The sequence below is a fragment of the Enterobacter cloacae complex sp. 2024EL-00711 genome (assembly GCF_047529885.1).
GTDB classification, from domain to species: Bacteria; Pseudomonadota; Gammaproteobacteria; order Enterobacterales; family Enterobacteriaceae; genus Enterobacter; species Enterobacter ludwigii.
This window is the reverse complement of sequence record NZ_JBLIZC010000004.1, coordinates 202,640-217,928: the sequence shown is the minus strand read 5'-3', so window position 1 is coordinate 217,928 and position 15,289 is coordinate 202,640. Positions and strand designations below refer to the sequence as shown.

Below are 15,289 nucleotides of genomic sequence, written 5' to 3'. Positions count from 1 at the left end.
TTTAGCGACCAGGGGAGTTAACAATGTCTGACTATCCAACCATTGCACTGATTGGACCCGGTGCAATCGGAACCACTATCGCTGCGGTGCTGCATGAGGCTGGCCGCACGCCGCAACTGTGTGGACGTACCGCACATGCGCAATTACGTTTGCGGCACGATGAGGGTGAAATCGTGGTACCCGGTCCGGTATTAACCGATCCGACGGTCATCGATCGTCCGTACGATCTGGTTTTTATCGCAGTGAAAACGACCCAGAACGCCGACAGCGCGGGATGGCTGAACGCGCTGTGCGATGAAAACACGGTGGTCTGCGCGCTGCAAAACGGCGTCGAGCAAAAAGGCCAACTGGCACCGTGGGTCAATGGCGCGACGGTACTGCCGTCGGTGGTCTGGTTCCCGGCACAGCGTGAGCCGGATGCCTCCGTCTGGCTGCGGGCCAGTCCGCGGTTGACGCTGCCGGATGTGCCGCAGGCAAAACGGGTGGCTGATGCGCTGAACGGCACGCGCTGCGCGGTAGACTTGTCGGCAGATTTTCTTACCGTCGCATGGCGTAAGCTGCTGCAAAATGCGGTTGCAGGCCTGATGGTGCTTGCGAATCGTCGTGCGGGGATGTTCTCCCGTGAGGATATCAGCGAGCTGGCGCTGGCGTATCTGCGCGAGGGGCTTGCCGTGGCCCGAGCAGAAGGGGCGGTGCTGCATGATGACGTTGCGCAGGAGATCCTGGCGAATTTCCAGCGCGCACCTGCCGATTTGGGCACGTCTATCCTCGCCGATCGTCAGGCCAACCGTCCCATGGAGTGGGATATTCGCAACGGCGTGATCCAGCGCTATGGTCGTGCTCACGGTATTCCCGTTCCGATTAGCGATGTGCTGGTTCCCCTGCTTGCTGCAGGCAGCGAAGGGCCGGGTTAACGGCCGCTGACTTTTCGTTCGGCAAAATAGTGCGCGGGCGTGGTGCCCATGGCTTTCCTGAACATGGTGATAAACGCATTCACGGATTCATACCCAAGCGTTGTCGCCACGTTCTGGACCGGGACACCGCTTGCCAGCTCCTGCAGGGCAATAATCAACTGCAGCTGCTGACGCCAGCGGCCAAAGCTCAGCCCGGTCTCGCGCGCCATCAAACGCGCAAAGGAGCGCTCGCTCAGCGCCAGCCGTTTCGCCCACGCTTTCAGGGTGCTTCTGTCGTCAGGATGGCTGACCAGCGCGTCGGCCATGGAGCGTATTTTGGGATGGGCTGAAACGGGCAGGCTCAGCTTCTGCTGCGGCATGCTGGCGAGCTCATCAAGCGTCACTCTGGTCAGCCGTGCGGCATGGCTCTCTGACGGATAATCAACGCGTTCATGCGTCAAACGGTCAACCAGCGCTTTGATTAACGGGGAAATGGCCAGCGTGCAGCATTTCTCCGGCAGCGCGGCGGCACCGGGCTCAATAAACAGATAGTTGAGATGAGCATTCCAGGTCGCTTTGGCGCTGTGTGCGATCCCGCCAGGGATCCAGACGGCACAGTCTGGCGGCACGATCCAGATATCATTTTCCGCATGACAAATCACCGCGCCATACAAAGCAATAATCAGCTGCCCCTTACGGTGGGTGTGCACCGGCACTTCCGCGGCGTACTCCACGAAATCCAGATGTCGGGCTACGGCCGGGCATGCGGTGGCGTCAGGATCGAAGAGCGTATTGGCAAGTTGAGGTTTCACGTTTCTGGCAACATTTAGGTATTTTTTGACAGAATAGAGTATTTAAGCGGGTTCGCAAGCCAGTAATAATTCTGGCATGAACACATTAAACGCTTTTCATTTTCATTCGTGGTGCGCCATGCGTGAGCGCTTATCTCCCGTGCTGCGTAACGATGCCAGTGCGTTGCTCTATTCCGCGAGAAGTTTTGCAGCGGCGATGCTCGCTTACTACATTGCGCTGTCGATAGGCCTCGAACGTCCATCGTGGGCCATTATTACCGTCTATATCGTGTCGCAGACGTCGGTGGGGGCCTCGCTGAGCAGAAGTCTCTATCGTCTGGCCGGCACCGTTGTGGGGGCCTGCGCCACCGTTGCGATCGTACCTGTCTTCGTCAATATGCCGATCCTCTGCAGCGTGATGCTGTCGGGCTGGATCACGTTCTGCCTCTATTTATCTCTGCTGGAGCGCACCCCGCGGGCGTATGCCTTTGTGCTGGCCGGATACACCGCGAGCCTGATTGGTTTTCCTGCGGTATCCGACCCCGGCGGGATTTTTAATATCGCTATTATCCGTGTGCAGGAGATTGTCATTGGGATTTTCTGCGCGGCGCTGATACATCGCTATGTGTTACCCGCGCGTATCTCCGGCCTGTTCAACAGTAAGTTATCGCAAACCCTGCACGCCGCGCGTGAGCGGGTGGCTGACACCCTCGCAGGCAAACCCGTCGCGGTTTCAGACCCGCTGCATCTGGCGTTGGCGCTGCAGTTTCTGCAGGGTATAAGCCACCATATTCCGTATGATTTTGCCCTGTCTGCTCCGGTGCGGCAGGGCAGAAAGGCTATCCATGACCGACTGGCGCGGCTGGTCATCGTCAACTGTGAATTACGCGATCGCTTACCGGTGACGGTGCCTGCCGGGTTGCAGGTATTGCTCGACGACGTTCAGGCCTGGCTGGGGGATAAAGATGCTGCACGCCACAGCACGGCAGATGCGTTAATAGCACGCAGTGAACAGCTCGCAGAGCGCTACGCTGCACAGGCCCGGACGATGAACGACGCGCTGCTGGCCAGTTTTGTCCGTTATCTGACGCAGGCCATTACGCTGTTGCAGCAGTGCGAACGTCTTTCTGATGCCATCCACCATGCGAAGCCCGCCCACGGACTGACGGCGGGCAGGGCAGTTAAAGGGTATGTTTTTCATCGCGATCCTCTTACTGCCGCCCGCACCGCGCTGGGCGCGTTCGCCATTATCCTGAGCGGCTGCCTGGTCTGGATCTTCTCCGCCTGGCCCGATGGCAGCACGGCGGTCTCTATCCTTGGGGTCTGCTGCACGCTGTTTGGCAGTTTCGACACCCCGGCTCCGCACATAGTGAAATACATTATTGGCTCGTTCTGGGGCGTCTTGATTAGCCTGCTGTACAGCTTTGCGCTGCTTCCGCAGGTGAGCGATTTCCCCGTGCTGGTGGCCGTGCTGGCGCCGGTATATCTGCTGGCCGGGTCGCTTCAGGCACGTCCTCCCACTACGTTTATGGCGATGGGGATCACTCTGACGCTGCCAGTATTGTGCGAGCTGGGTGCCCACTACAGCGGAGATTTTGCCACGGCGGCCAATACCGCCATTGCGCTGTTTGCCGCAACCGGCTTTGCTGTTATCAGCATGAGCCTGCTGCAAACCGTGCAGGCCGACGCGGCCATCGCGCGTCTGCACACGCTGTGCCAGCGCGATATTCGTCGCAGCGTGAAGGGCAAGCTTCTGCTGGATGAGACGCACTGGACCAATCTGATGATTGACCGCGCTGCCCTGTTATTGCCGCGCCTGCAGCGCAGCGGACGTGCCTCAGAGCAGGTGCTTAACCCGCTGCTGCGCGCGCTGCGCATCGGCCTTTCGGTGATGCATTTACGCCGCTGCGATATGCCCGCGAGCAGGGAGATCAGCGCGCGCCTGTATCACCTGAACGACACCGACGCCTTGCGTGAACACATCGCCGACCACATCCGCCTCTGTTTGCCTGCCGCAGATGCACAAACGCGCCAGTTTGTCGGCCATCTGGTGGATTTACATTGCGCATTACGGAGGGCAGACGATGGTCAATGATCTGAATATCGGGGGCGTTTTTATCCCGGGACTGCTTGTCACCGCGCTCGCGGCGCTGGCCTGCACGCTGGCACTCATCGCGCTTTTATCGCTCAGCAGGCTCTACCGTCGTTTGCCTTTTCGCCCGCTGCTGGACGTTTCAACTTATCTGGTCACCTTTTTCCTGCTGATGCAGGGCCTGACCGCGCTGGGGTTATTTAGATGAAATCATTACTTTCTCTGGTCGGTCGCTATGCGCTGACGTTATGTGCCGTCGCGGCGGCCACGCTTCTGGCTTTTATGATGTGGAAACATTATGCGCAAACGCCCTGGACCCGCGACGGCCGAGTACGGGCGGATGTGGTACAGATTGCGCCGGACGTATCCGGGCCGGTAATCCGCGTGGCCGTCCGGGATAACCAGTGGGTTAACCGGGGCGATGTGCTCTACGCTATCGACCCGCACTGGCTCACGCTGGCGGTGGCCAGCGCGCAGGCGGAGGTGGAATCCAGACGGCATGAGATGGTGATGCGACAGGATGCCGCCAGACGACGCTCACAGATTAAAGCCGCGATATCCAGCGAGGATTTGCAGCAAACGGGCAGCGCCGCGAACGTCGCGGTGGCGAATTATCACGGTGCGCTGGCCGCGCTGGAGCTGGCCGAGCTTAATTTGTCCCATGCCACCGTACGGGCTCCCGTCTCGGGTTATATCACCCATCTGCGGCTTCGCCCGGGGGACTATGCCACCGCGGGGGAGACTAAGGTCGCCATCGTCGATGCGCACAGTTTCTGGGTGGTGGGGTATTTCGAGGAGACCAAACTTCGCCATATTCGCGTTGGGGACACGGCGCATATCGTGTTGATGGGCTATGAACCGGTGATTGCCGGGCATGTCGAGAGCATCGGCCATGGGATCGGTGATAACAACGATGAGACGGGCGGGCTTGGGCTTCCCGACGTCGAGCCGACGTTTAGCTGGGTGCGGCTGGCGCAGCGCGTCCCGGTGCGCATACATATTGATGCATTGCCGAAGGGGATTGAGCTGGTAGCCGGGTTGTCGGCGAGCGTGGAGGTGGTGCGTTGAGGGCGACGGGATCCCTGTTTATATTGCGGCATAACGGCGATACCAGGGCAAATATCCTGCACCCTGACGCTTATTGGATATACTTCATGTGGCAGGTTGTGCTGTTTCCGGATTTTTCAGCCAGAGCGGAGACACCGCATCGTACATCCTGCAACGGGAACCAATGAAAATGTTCACCATGAAACAGTTATGGAGGTGTGGGAGATGGGATTATTAAGTTTTGTGAAAGAAGCGGGCGAGAAAATCTGGGATGCCGTATCCGGCGGTAGCAAGGAAGATCAGGCCGACAAGCTGAAAAAACATATTGATAGTCTTAACCTGCCTGGTGCCGAAAAGGTCAACATTAATGTCGCGGACGACGGTACGGCGACGGTGACCGGCGACGTGGGCTCCCAGGAAGATAAAGAAAAAATTCTGGTGGCGGTAGGTAACGTCACCGGGATTGGTCAGGTCAATGATAGCGTGACCGTCACCCAAAGCGGGGTGGAAAGCCGCTATTACACGGTGAAATCCGGCGATACCCTGAGCGCCATCTCAAAAGCGATGTATGGCTCTGCCAATGAGTATCAGCGTATTTTTGAAGCCAATAAACCGATGCTGACGCATCCCGACAAAATCTACCCGGGTCAGGTACTGATTATCCCGGCTAAGTAAGCCGTCAATCAGGACGTGTTAGCGATGTTTGTAGGGAGTCTGTGATGGGATTATTAGATCAAATCGGCAGCCTGGCCGGCGGGCAGGGCGGTAAGACGGAGCAACTCCAGGCGATCATGACCTGGATTGAGCAGCAGGGCGGCATTCAGGGGATCCTCGAAAAATTCCGCAATGGCGGCCTGGGCGGCGTTGTCGAGTCGTGGCTTAGCCAGCAGAGTAATCAGTCGGTGAGCAGCGAACAGATCACATCGGTGTTTGGATCGCCAGCGCTGCAGGATCTTGGCGCGAAACTGGGCGTGGATTCTCAAACTGCGTCGACGCTGATTGCTGAATACCTGCCTAAAATCGTCGACGGCCTTTCACCGCAGGGCGAAGCCCCGGCCCAGGGCGACCTGATGTCTGCGGGACTTAACCTGCTCAAAGGTAAGTTCCTGAGTTAGTGCAATCCGCAGCGTCATGACGCCGTGTACATACCAGGCCTGAATACAGGCCTGGTATGTAGTATCAGGCTTAATGGGAAGAGACAAATATCGACGCCTGCTGCACAGGCGGAACGGCGAAATTACGCTGCATGCGTTTTATTTCCTCTGCGGGTGGCAAACCAAACAGCCGTTTGAATTCACGATTAAACTGCGACGGACTTTCATAACCGACGGCGTAGCTCGCGGCGGCGGCGGTAATATGCTGACGCACCATCAACATCCTTGCCTGGTGCAGGCGCACCGATTTCACATACTGCATCGGCGGCATACGGGTTATCGCTTTGAAATGGGTGTGAAACGTCGGCACACTCATTCCGGCCTCCATCGCCAGTTGATTAAGCGTTAACGGCTCAGCGTAGGCGGCATGGATGTGCTGCAGCACTTTGCCGATTTTGCCGAACTGCCCCTGTAAGGCCAGCGCGGCGCGCATGGCCTTGCCCTGGGGCCCCGTCAATACGCGAAAATAGAGCTCTCGCACCCGCGCCGGGCCGAGGATCGCCGCCTCAAGCGGATTGTTCAGTACTTCAAGCAGGCGCAGCACGGCCGTTTTTACCGCGTCGTCCATCAGGCTCGACATCATGCTTTGTGGCGCAGCGGGAGGATGTGGGGCGTGATGCTGCTCAATCTGCAACATCAGTTCAGCGGCAAGCTGAAAATCCAGATGCAGATATATCGCCAGTAAGGGGTGTTCTGCCGACGCGTCGGTTTCCATCACAAACGGCACCGGAACCGACACGGCCAGATAGTGCTGTTCATCATACAGATAGGTCTGCTGACCGAAAAAGCCGCGTTTGCTGCCCTGGCAGACAATCACAATCCCCGGATCGTAAAGCACGGGCGTTCGCGCAAGCGGGCGGTCGGCACGCAAAATTCGCACATCAGGCAACGCCGTCAGGTTGTACCCCTCCTGCACCGCCAGTGCTTTTACTAAGGTAATCATCCCGGACATCACTGCACCTCATAAAATCAGGCAATAAAAAGAGAAAATACGGCCTAAAAATACGGCAAATCAGAGAATACCATGCAACCTTCACTGTTCATGGGAGTAATTTATGGCATCTGCAAAAACAATCTTAATCACCGGCGTTAGCAGCGGCTTTGGTCGTGCTCTGGCGGAGGAAGCCCTCGCCGCAGGCCATCGGGTCGTGGGGACCGTGCGCACCCCCGAAGCAAAGCAGGCATTCGAGGCACTCGATACGCAGCGGGCATTCGGCTGCCTGCTGGATGTCACGGACTATGCGCACATTGATGAAGTGGTTACGCAGAGTGTGTCTACCGTCGGCCCGATTGATGTCCTTGTGAACAATGCCGGTTACGGTCACGAAGGCATACTGGAAGAGTCCTCGCTCGCAGACATGTGCCGCCAGTTTGAGGTGAATGTGTTTGGCGCCGTCGCGATGATCAAAGCCGTGCTGCCGGGCATGCGCCAGCGTCGTCACGGCCATATTCTTAATATCACCTCGATGGGCGGTTTCATCACTCTGCCCGGCATCAGCTATTACTGTGGCAGTAAATTTGCGCTCGAAGGCATATCAGATACGCTGAGCAAAGAGCTTGCTCCGTTCAACATACATGTCACTGCGGTGGCACCGGGCTCGTTTCGCACCGACTGGGCAGGACGTTCGATGGTACGCAGCGCGCGCAGCATCCCGGACTATGACGCGTTATTCGATCCTGTCCGCCAGGCTCGTCAGGAAAAAAGTGGTCAGCAACTCGGCGACCCCGTAAAAGCGGCGCGCGCCATGCTGGCTATCATTGAGAGCCAGAACCCGCCGACGCATTTATTGCTTGGCAGTGATGCTTTGAGTTTAGTGCGGGAAAAGCTCGCGCGTTTAGGTGAGGAAATCGATCGCTGGGAAGCGTTAACACGTTCAACGGACGGCTGAGCGGCGAACACGGGAACATGATTACAGGCCGGTTTGCCACCGGCCAGTACGGGTCGCGGTGAAAGCCGCGACACTATGTTGATTGCTGGCGTTCAGGGCAGACGGTACTGCGACGCCATGCCCCGGGGGCCTGGCCATACTGACGCTTAAAGCTGCGGTTGAAGGACTGCTGGGAGTCAAAGCCCAGCGCGATCGCCACGTTCAGGATCGGTTCATCGCTGTGGGTTAAGCGCTCGACCGACTTTTGCAGCTTTTGTGCACGAATATACTCGGCCAGCGGATACCCGGTATGTTCCTTGAATATCCGCTGGAGATGCCATTTCGAGTAGCCTGCGCGCCTGGAAACGGTGTTAATGTCCAGGCGGCTTTCAAGGTTGTTGTCGATCCAGTCGAGTAGATCATGAATAAATGCGTCAGTGTTCATGGTTTCCCCCACGCCGCGTTTTAAAAAGCATTTTTGTCTGTTGCATTTAAAGATGACTCGCTCTGACATTAAATGCAAGTTTTATTGTTGCATTTAAATCCTTGCCGAAAACGCGCCTTTTGCCCCTGAGCCAAATAGCACATAAAGTGTATTAATTATTCTTGCACTAAATCTGACGCCTTCCTACAATCGCCGCGATAGTGTATTCGCAACTGTTACAGTTTTGTGGCGATGAACGACACAAATAGTCTCAAGCCAGTCCGGACAAAGGAAGTGGCGCCGCGTCTCCCGCAGCGTCTTGCCCGGCGGCTACCATTACCGGAATAAAAATAATGAGCCTGCAAAAACCCTGGGTTAACGTTCATCTGACGGCGCTGGGAGCGATGTTCCTCTCCATGCTGCTTGTCGGATGCGATGACGGCGTGGCACAAAATGCCGTCCCACAAGCGCCCGCTGTGAGCGCCGCTGACGTGGTAGTGAAATCCATCAGTCAGTGGGATAGCTTTAACGGCCGGATTGAAGCGGTGGAAAGCGTTCAGCTGCGCCCCCGTGTCTCCGGCTACATTGATAAAGTGAATTACACCGACGGCCAGGAAGTGAAAAAGGGCGAGGTGCTGTTCACTATCGATGACAGAACCTATCGCGCTGCGCTGGAACAGGCGCAGGCCACCTTAACGAGAGCCAAAACGCAGGCCAGCCTGGCGCGCAGTGAGGCTAACCGTACCGATAAACTCGTCAATACCAACGTCGTCTCCCGTGAAGAGTGGGAGCAGCGCCGTTCGGCCGCCGCCCAGGCGCAGGCCGATATTCGCGCCGCGCAGGCAGCAGTTGACGCGGCACAACTTAACCTCGATTTCACCAAAGTGACCGCGCCTATTGATGGCCGCGCCAGCCGCGCGCTGATCACCAGCGGTAATCTGGTCACCGCGGGTGACAGTGCCAGCGTCCTCACCACGCTGGTCTCCCTGAAAACGGTTTACGTCTACTTTGACGTGGATGAAGCAACCTACCTTCACTATCAAAATCTTGCCCGCAGCGGGCAGGGCGCGTCCAGTAATCACCTGGCACTCCCGGTTGAGATTGGCCTGGTGGGGGAGGAGGGTTATCCCCATCAGGGCAAGGTGGATTTTCTTGATAATCAGTTAACGCCGAGCACCGGCACCATCCGTATGCGCGCGCTGCTGGATAATGCGCAGCGTCAGTTCACGCCAGGACTGTTTGCCCGCGTACGCCTGCCGGGCAGCGCTGAATTCAAAGCCACGCTTGTCGACGATAAAGCGGTGCTGACCGATCAGGATCGCAAATACGTTTATATCGTTGATAAAGAAGGTAAAGCGCAGCGCCGCGATATCACGCCGGGACGTCTGGCCGCCGGTTTACGTATCGTGCAGCAGGGGCTGAACCCTGGCGATAAAGTCATCGTCGACGGTTTACAAAAAGTGTTTATGCCGGGTATGCCGGTTAACGCGAAAACCGTTCCGATGACCGCCAGCGCCGCGCTTAACTGATCCCTTACCCGAGAATCCGACATATGGACTTTTCCCGCTTTTTTATCGACAGGCCGATTTTCGCCGCAGTACTGTCGATTCTGATTTTCATCACAGGATTAATCGCTATCCCGCTGTTGCCGGTGAGCGAATATCCTGACGTCGTACCGCCAAGCGTGCAGGTGCGCGCGGAGTATCCGGGTGCCAACCCGAAAGTGATTGCAGAAACCGTGGCGACGCCGCTGGAAGAAGCCATCAACGGCGTTGAAAACATGATGTACATGAAATCCGTTGCAGGCTCTGACGGCGTACTGGTAACCACCGTGACGTTCCGCCCGGGTACCGACCCGGATCAGGCGCAGGTTCAGGTGCAAAACCGCGTGTCACAGGCCGAGGCGCGTCTGCCGGAAGATGTACGACGTCTGGGCATTACCACCCAGAAACAATCACCGACGCTGACGCTGGTGGTGCATCTGTTTTCGCCGGGCGGCAAGTACGATTCACTGTATATGCGTAACTACGCCACGCTTAAAGTGAAGGACGAACTGGCGCGTCTGCCGGGCGTGGGTCAGATTCAGATTTTTGGCTCTGGCGAATACGCGATGCGCATCTGGCTGGATCCTGACAAGGTGGCAGCCCGCGGGTTGACGGCCTCGGATGTCGTGACGGCGATGCAGGAGCAAAACGTTCAGGTTTCCGCCGGACAGCTTGGCGCCGAGCCGCTGCCGAAAGAGAGCGATTTTCTGATCTCCATTAACGCCCAGGGGCGTCTGCACACGGAAGAAGAGTTTGGCAATATTATTCTGAAAACGGCGCAAGACGGCTCGCTGGTACGCCTGCGCGACGTGGCGCGTATTGAAATGGGCTCTGGCAGCTATGCGCTGCGTTCCCAGCTCAACAACAAAGACGCGGTTGGGATTGGTATCTTCCAGTCCCCGGGTGCGAACGCCATCGATTTGTCTAACGCCGTGCGCGCGAAAATGAACGAACTGGCCACGCGTTTCCCGGAAGATATGAAATGGGCAGCACCGTACGACCCGACGGTTTTCGTTCGCGATTCCATTCGCGCGGTTGTGCAGACCCTGCTGGAAGCGGTGGTGCTGGTAGTGCTGGTGGTGATCCTGTTCCTGCAGACCTGGCGCGCGTCGATTATTCCGCTGATCGCGGTGCCGGTATCGGTTGTGGGGACGTTCAGCATTCTCTACCTGCTTGGCTTCTCACTGAATACCCTGAGTTTGTTCGGGCTGGTGCTGGCTATCGGTATCGTCGTGGATGACGCCATCGTGGTGGTGGAAAACGTCGAGCGAAATATCGAAGAGGGGCTTTCTCCGCTTCAGGCGGCGCATCAGGCGATGCGTGAAGTTTCGGGGCCGATTATCGCGATTGCGCTGGTGCTGTGCGCGGTGTTTGTACCGATGGCGTTCCTCTCCGGGGTAACCGGCCAGTTCTACAAACAGTTTGCGGTGACTATCGCGATTTCGACGGTGATTTCCGCCATCAACTCGCTGACGCTCTCGCCGGCACTGGCAGCGCTGCTGTTAAAACCGCACGGCGCCCCGAAAGACTTCCCGACCCGGCTTATCGATCGTCTGTTCGGCTGGCTGTTCCGTCCGTTTAACCGCTTTTTCCACCGTAGCTCAAACGGTTATCAGGGGCTGGTGGGGAAAACGCTCGGACGCCGTGGCGCGGTGTTTGTTGTTTATGTGCTGCTGTTGTGCGCGGCTGGCGTCATGTTTAAAGCGGTCCCCGGCGGGTTTATACCTACCCAGGATAAGCTGTATTTAATTGGCGGCGTGAAAATGCCGGAAGGGTCTTCACTGGCCCGCACCGATGCGGTGATCCGCAAAATGAGCGAAATCGGGATGAATACCGAAGGCGTGGATTATGCGGTCGCTTTTCCTGGGCTTAACGCGCTGCAGTTCACCAACACGCCGAATACCGGGACGGTCTTCTTTGGTCTGAAACCGTTCGATCAGCGTAAACACACGGCGGCGGAAATTAACGCTGAGATCAATGCCAAAATCGCTCAAATTCAGCAGGGCTTTGGTTTCTCCATTTTGCCACCGCCGATTTTAGGGCTGGGGCAGGGGTCGGGTTATTCGCTGTACATCCAGGATCGCGGCGGTCTGGGCTATGGTGCGCTGCAAAACGCGGTGAACACCATGTCTGGTGCGATTATGCAGACGCCGGGGATGCATTTCCCGATCTCAACTTACCAGGCTAACGTTCCGCAGCTGGATGTGCAGGTTGATCGAGATAAGGCGAAAGCGCAGGGCGTGTCGCTGACCGATCTGTTCGGTACGCTGCAAACCTATCTGGGATCGTCTTATGTGAACGATTTTAACCAGTTCGGGCGTACCTGGCGCGTGATGGCGCAGGCCGACGGGCCGTTCCGCGACAGCGTGGAAGACATTGCGAATTTGCGCACCCGTAATAATCAGGGCGAAATGGTGCCAATCGGCAGTATGGTGAATATCAGCACCACCTACGGGCCGGATCCGGTGATCCGTTATAACGGTTATCCGGCGGCGGATCTGATTGGCGATGCCGATCCGCGCATTCTCTCTTCGGCACAGGCGATGACGCAACTGGACGGAATGTCTAAGCAGATCCTGCCGAACGGGATGAATATTGAATGGACGGACCTGAGCTTCCAGCAGGCCACTCAGGGCAACACGGCGCTGATCGTCTTCCCGGTCGCGGTGCTGCTGGCTTTCCTGGTGCTGGCCGCACTGTATGAAAGCTGGACCCTGCCGCTGGCGGTGATCCTGATCGTTCCGATGACGATGTTGTCCGCGCTGTTTGGCGTCTGGCTGACCGGGGGCGATAACAACGTCTTCGTGCAGGTGGGGCTGGTGGTACTCATGGGGCTGGCATGTAAAAACGCGATTCTTATCGTTGAGTTTGCGCGCGAGCTGGAGCTTCAGGGGAAAGGGATTATGGAAGCGGCGCTGGAAGCGTGCCGCCTGCGTTTACGCCCGATTGTAATGACCTCCATCGCCTTTATTGCCGGGACGATTCCGCTGATCCTCGGTCACGGCGCAGGCGCAGAAGTGCGCGGTGTCACCGGGATCACGGTGTTCTCCGGGATGCTGGGCGTGACGCTGTTTGGTCTGTTCCTGACGCCGGTGTTTTATGTGACGCTGCGTAAATTCGTTACGCGCGGCAAGCCGGTCAACGACGTTTTACCTGCCTAGGTTTTTACAGGGCACAAAAAAACCGCCTTCTCGTTAAGGCGGTTTTTTTTCGTATCAGTAAGGGCATGGCTACGCTTTTTTATGCAGGCCTTCAATTTCAGGCACCGGATCGCACCCGCTGGTATCGGCTTTTTTGACTTTTTCCAGCGCGCTGGCCACGGTATGTTGAGCCAGAACCTCTAACGAAGCCTGCTCCGCTTCATCGGCGATAGATTTGAAGTACCAGCACGCGTTGGCGCTGACGACGCAGCGAGCCGGTACGTCAGGACGCGACGCCCACAGCTTTTTATCTTCTATGACAGAAACATAGATATCACGCAGGGTGATCTTATCCGCCGGACGACCAAGATGAATAGAACCGTTACGGCCAAGGGTTGAGACGATAATGCCGTCACGCGTAAGCGGAACCATCAACTTGCGGATAAAGCTCGGATTCGCTTCCAGTCCGTAGGCCAGAATCGCACTCGTCGAACGTTCACCCGATTGCTCCGCCATCGCTACGCTGAGAACCATCTGCAAAGCTGTCGGGAAGCGGTAATCTAACATTTCATTGTCCTGGGTTGCGGTGAATCTTGTTCTTTTTGGCACCGCAGAGGTGAATAATCAATAAGTAACAATATAACAAATACGGCAATTTTTTTGAAGCAGACAACGCCTGACCTGGCCCGTAAAAAAGCGTTTACGCTTCGCGTCTGATGGCAGCATAAGACCCATCCATACGCTTTACCGATTGTATAAGCATCGTCTATTTCATCATGGCGACTGATAAAAATATTATGAAAAAATGCTGATCGAATCGCCGCTGTTTTTTTGAGCACATAAAGGGAATGACATTATCCTCACCAGAAGAAACAGGAGTCAGACCTATCCTGTCATTCATACATTAAAAAGCGGGAACGGGTCTGGTTTCTGTTTGAGTTGCCCGGCAATCTCATTGAGTTTCAAGAGTGCTTGCTTTAACTGGCTGAACTCCGTTCCGCCAATACACAACCTGACGCCGTACTGATCCGACTGTTGACCCACTTCAGTTGAGGCCGGTGCTGTCACTTTGATGCCTGTCGCCAGCGCTGCATTGTAGAAAGAGTGCGCGTCATCGCGTGAAAACGGTAACCAGAGATGAAAGCTGGGCAGCCCCGAGCGATAAACGTGCTCTCCTAAAATGTCGATAGCGAGTTGGTAACGACGCCGGGTTTCGTGTTCAATTGCGAGGGTGACGGTTTCTGCTGTGCCATCAATCAGCCATTGCTCCATGATGGAACTGCTTAGCGGAGAGACCATCATCGCCGTTGCCCTCAGCATGGATTCTGCTCGTGAATACAGCGCCTCCGGGACCAGTAGCCCGCCAATCCGCAATGCTGGATTAAGGATCTTAGATAAGCTATTCACATATAAGGTGATATCGGGGGCTATTTTGGCAATCTGTGGCAATTCTGTCGTGCTCATCAGCCGATAAACATCATCCTCAATAATCTTTATGCCCCTTTCCCGGCAAACCCGAACCAGTTCCTGACGGCGGGCCAGGCTCATAATGCGTGTGGACGGACTTTGTAAGAGCGGCGTGACATAGACAGCACCGCCTTTTTCCGCATTTTCATCGAGGATCTTTTCCAGAACAGAGACATCCATGCCTTCGTCATCCATCGGGATCCCCACTAATGTGAGCTTCAGTAAATGCGACAGCTGAATCAGCCCTGAATAGGTTTGAGCCTCAACGTACAGTCGGCCAAAAGGTTCACAGACCGTAGACAACGCTACAGAGAGCGCATGCTGAGCACCGTTCGTTAAGATGAGACGCTGGTAATCTGCCGGGACACCCAGACGACTGAACCACTGCGCAAGAAGCCGCCGGTGTTCATCATGGCCCGTTGCCGGGGCGTAAGTGTTAAACATATCCATGTCAGGACGCCGGGCGAGGGTGGTGAGTGTTTTACTCAGTGACCGGGAGGTCAGTGCTGCCGGCGGGGTGTTTTGCGACAGGTCGATGAAGGTTCGGCTTCTGGAATTGGCCAGCGCGACAAACATTCCGCTGCCCTTAACGCTTCGCACCAGACCCCGTCTCTCCAGGATCCCATAGGCTTTCGTTACAGTACCCACCGCGATACCGAGCGTATCTGCCAGTTCACGATGTGCCGGAAGGCGCGCGCCGAGCCTCAGCAGGCCTGAAAGAATATCGTCTGACAACGCCTGGACCAGCCGATCGGTAGGGGATGAATTGCCTTCTGCAAGATGGGGTTGCCACGGAGAACGTTCGCGCATGAGATTACCATAAGTGTAATGTGACACTATTTATATTTACTGATAGTGTCACATCTTTT

Annotated in this window: 14 protein-coding genes; 9 read left to right on the top strand and 5 right to left on the bottom strand. The window is 56.4% G+C overall.

Translation table 11 applies throughout. The features are described from left to right. Window positions 1-23: 23 nt before the first annotated feature. Window positions 24-914: an oxidoreductase gene (locus ACMVME_RS13430; protein ID WP_068795136.1), complete on the top strand. Its 891-nt coding sequence runs from the start codon at window positions 24-26 to the stop codon at window positions 912-914. On the opposite strand, the gene ACMVME_RS13425 is transcribed toward ACMVME_RS13430, so the two are convergent. Next, window positions 911-1,705 (bottom strand): helix-turn-helix transcriptional regulator, encoded by a 795-nt coding sequence (locus tag ACMVME_RS13425; protein WP_337275292.1) that lies wholly within the window; start codon window positions 1,703-1,705, stop codon window positions 911-913. The genes ACMVME_RS13430 and ACMVME_RS13425 overlap by 4 nt on opposite strands. Before the next feature lie 118 nt (window positions 1,706-1,823). On the opposite strand from ACMVME_RS13425, the gene ACMVME_RS13420 reads away from it, so the two are divergent. The 5 genes from ACMVME_RS13420 (at window position 1,824) to ACMVME_RS13400 (ending at window position 5,938) form a co-directional block, all read left to right on the top strand. After that, entirely contained in the window at window positions 1,824-3,779 is a 1,956-nt protein-coding gene (locus ACMVME_RS13420; RefSeq protein ID WP_139108127.1) for an FUSC family protein, read from the top strand. Next, window positions 3,769-3,984, top strand: coding sequence for a DUF1656 domain-containing protein (locus ACMVME_RS13415; RefSeq protein ID WP_020885123.1), 216 nt, complete (start codon window positions 3,769-3,771; stop codon window positions 3,982-3,984). The genes ACMVME_RS13420 and ACMVME_RS13415 overlap by 11 nt, the downstream gene beginning before the upstream one ends. After that, window positions 3,981-4,844 (top strand): HlyD family secretion protein, encoded by an 864-nt coding sequence (locus ACMVME_RS13410; protein ID WP_068795134.1) that lies wholly within the window; start codon window positions 3,981-3,983, stop codon window positions 4,842-4,844. Before ACMVME_RS13415 ends, ACMVME_RS13410 begins: the two co-directional genes overlap by 4 nt. A 204-nt stretch (window positions 4,845-5,048) precedes the next feature. After that, the gene (lysM, locus tag ACMVME_RS13405; protein WP_020885103.1) at window positions 5,049-5,498 is read left to right on the top strand and encodes a peptidoglycan-binding protein LysM; all 450 of its coding nucleotides are present in this window, start codon (window positions 5,049-5,051) and stop codon (window positions 5,496-5,498) included. A 44-nt stretch (window positions 5,499-5,542) separates the two neighbouring features. Continuing rightward, complete coding sequence (locus tag ACMVME_RS13400; RefSeq protein ID WP_047357054.1) at window positions 5,543-5,938, top strand: YidB family protein; 396 nt, start codon at window positions 5,543-5,545, stop codon at window positions 5,936-5,938. Window positions 5,939-6,008: 70 nt separating this feature from the next. Here ACMVME_RS13400 and ACMVME_RS13395 read toward each other — a convergent pair whose 3' ends face one another. After that, window positions 6,009-6,929, bottom strand: coding sequence for an AraC family transcriptional regulator (locus ACMVME_RS13395; protein ID WP_068795133.1), 921 nt, complete (start codon window positions 6,927-6,929; stop codon window positions 6,009-6,011). A gap of 103 nt (window positions 6,930-7,032) precedes the next feature. On the opposite strand from ACMVME_RS13395, the gene ACMVME_RS13390 reads away from it, so the two are divergent. Then, window positions 7,033-7,866 (top strand): oxidoreductase, encoded by an 834-nt coding sequence (locus tag ACMVME_RS13390; RefSeq protein ID WP_068795132.1) that lies wholly within the window; start codon window positions 7,033-7,035, stop codon window positions 7,864-7,866. Between the two features lie 73 nt (window positions 7,867-7,939). Here the strand turns inward: ACMVME_RS13390 and ACMVME_RS13385 are convergent, their stop codons facing one another. Next, window positions 7,940-8,290, bottom strand: a complete 351-nt coding sequence (locus ACMVME_RS13385) for a helix-turn-helix domain-containing protein (RefSeq protein WP_032670748.1) — start codon at window positions 8,288-8,290, stop codon at window positions 7,940-7,942. Window positions 8,291-8,622: 332 nt separating this feature from the next. Here ACMVME_RS13385 and ACMVME_RS13380 point away from each other — a divergent pair, with 332 nt between their 5' ends. Then, on the top strand, window positions 8,623-9,798 hold the full coding sequence (locus tag ACMVME_RS13380) for an efflux RND transporter periplasmic adaptor subunit (RefSeq protein WP_014168988.1): 1,176 nt from the start codon (window positions 8,623-8,625) through the stop codon (window positions 9,796-9,798). A gap of 23 nt (window positions 9,799-9,821) precedes the next feature. Further along, the gene (gene oqxB, locus ACMVME_RS13375) at window positions 9,822-12,974 is read left to right on the top strand and encodes a multidrug efflux RND transporter permease subunit OqxB (protein ID WP_020885098.1); all 3,153 of its coding nucleotides are present in this window, start codon (window positions 9,822-9,824) and stop codon (window positions 12,972-12,974) included. Between the two features lie 69 nt (window positions 12,975-13,043). Here the strand turns inward: oqxB and ACMVME_RS13370 are convergent, their stop codons facing one another. Then, window positions 13,044-13,520, bottom strand: a complete 477-nt coding sequence (locus ACMVME_RS13370; protein ID WP_020885097.1) for an RrF2 family transcriptional regulator — start codon at window positions 13,518-13,520, stop codon at window positions 13,044-13,046. Window positions 13,521-13,850: 330 nt separating this feature from the next. Next, window positions 13,851-15,230 (bottom strand): PLP-dependent aminotransferase family protein, encoded by a 1,380-nt coding sequence (locus tag ACMVME_RS13365; RefSeq protein ID WP_050737423.1) that lies wholly within the window; start codon window positions 15,228-15,230, stop codon window positions 13,851-13,853. Window positions 15,231-15,289 lie beyond the last annotated feature (59 nt).

Excerpts from the sequence above, each read along its gene's own strand:
- ACMVME_RS13430 (WP_068795136.1), top strand. The coding sequence starts at position 24 with ATGTCTGACTATCCAACCATTGCACTGATTGGACCCGGTGCAATCGGA.
- ACMVME_RS13420 (WP_139108127.1), top strand. The coding sequence starts at position 1,824 with ATGCGTGAGCGCTTATCTCCCGTGCTGCGTAACGATGCCAGTGCGTTG.
- ACMVME_RS13415 (WP_020885123.1), top strand. The coding sequence starts at position 3,769 with ATGGTCAATGATCTGAATATCGGGGGCGTTTTTATCCCGGGACTGCTT.
- ACMVME_RS13410 (WP_068795134.1), top strand. The coding sequence starts at position 3,981 with ATGAAATCATTACTTTCTCTGGTCGGTCGCTATGCGCTGACGTTATGT.
- lysM (WP_020885103.1), top strand. The coding sequence starts at position 5,049 with ATGGGATTATTAAGTTTTGTGAAAGAAGCGGGCGAGAAAATCTGGGAT.
- ACMVME_RS13400 (WP_047357054.1), top strand. The coding sequence starts at position 5,543 with ATGGGATTATTAGATCAAATCGGCAGCCTGGCCGGCGGGCAGGGCGGT.
- ACMVME_RS13395 (WP_068795133.1), bottom strand. The coding sequence starts at position 6,929 with ATGTCCGGGATGATTACCTTAGTAAAAGCACTGGCGGTGCAGGAGGGG.
- ACMVME_RS13390 (WP_068795132.1), top strand. The coding sequence starts at position 7,033 with ATGGCATCTGCAAAAACAATCTTAATCACCGGCGTTAGCAGCGGCTTT.
- ACMVME_RS13385 (WP_032670748.1), bottom strand. The coding sequence starts at position 8,290 with ATGAACACTGACGCATTTATTCATGATCTACTCGACTGGATCGACAAC.
- ACMVME_RS13380 (WP_014168988.1), top strand. The coding sequence starts at position 8,623 with ATGAGCCTGCAAAAACCCTGGGTTAACGTTCATCTGACGGCGCTGGGA.
- oqxB (WP_020885098.1), top strand. The coding sequence starts at position 9,822 with ATGGACTTTTCCCGCTTTTTTATCGACAGGCCGATTTTCGCCGCAGTA.
- ACMVME_RS13370 (WP_020885097.1), bottom strand. The coding sequence starts at position 13,520 with ATGTTAGATTACCGCTTCCCGACAGCTTTGCAGATGGTTCTCAGCGTA.
- ACMVME_RS13365 (WP_050737423.1), bottom strand. The coding sequence starts at position 15,230 with ATGCGCGAACGTTCTCCGTGGCAACCCCATCTTGCAGAAGGCAATTCA.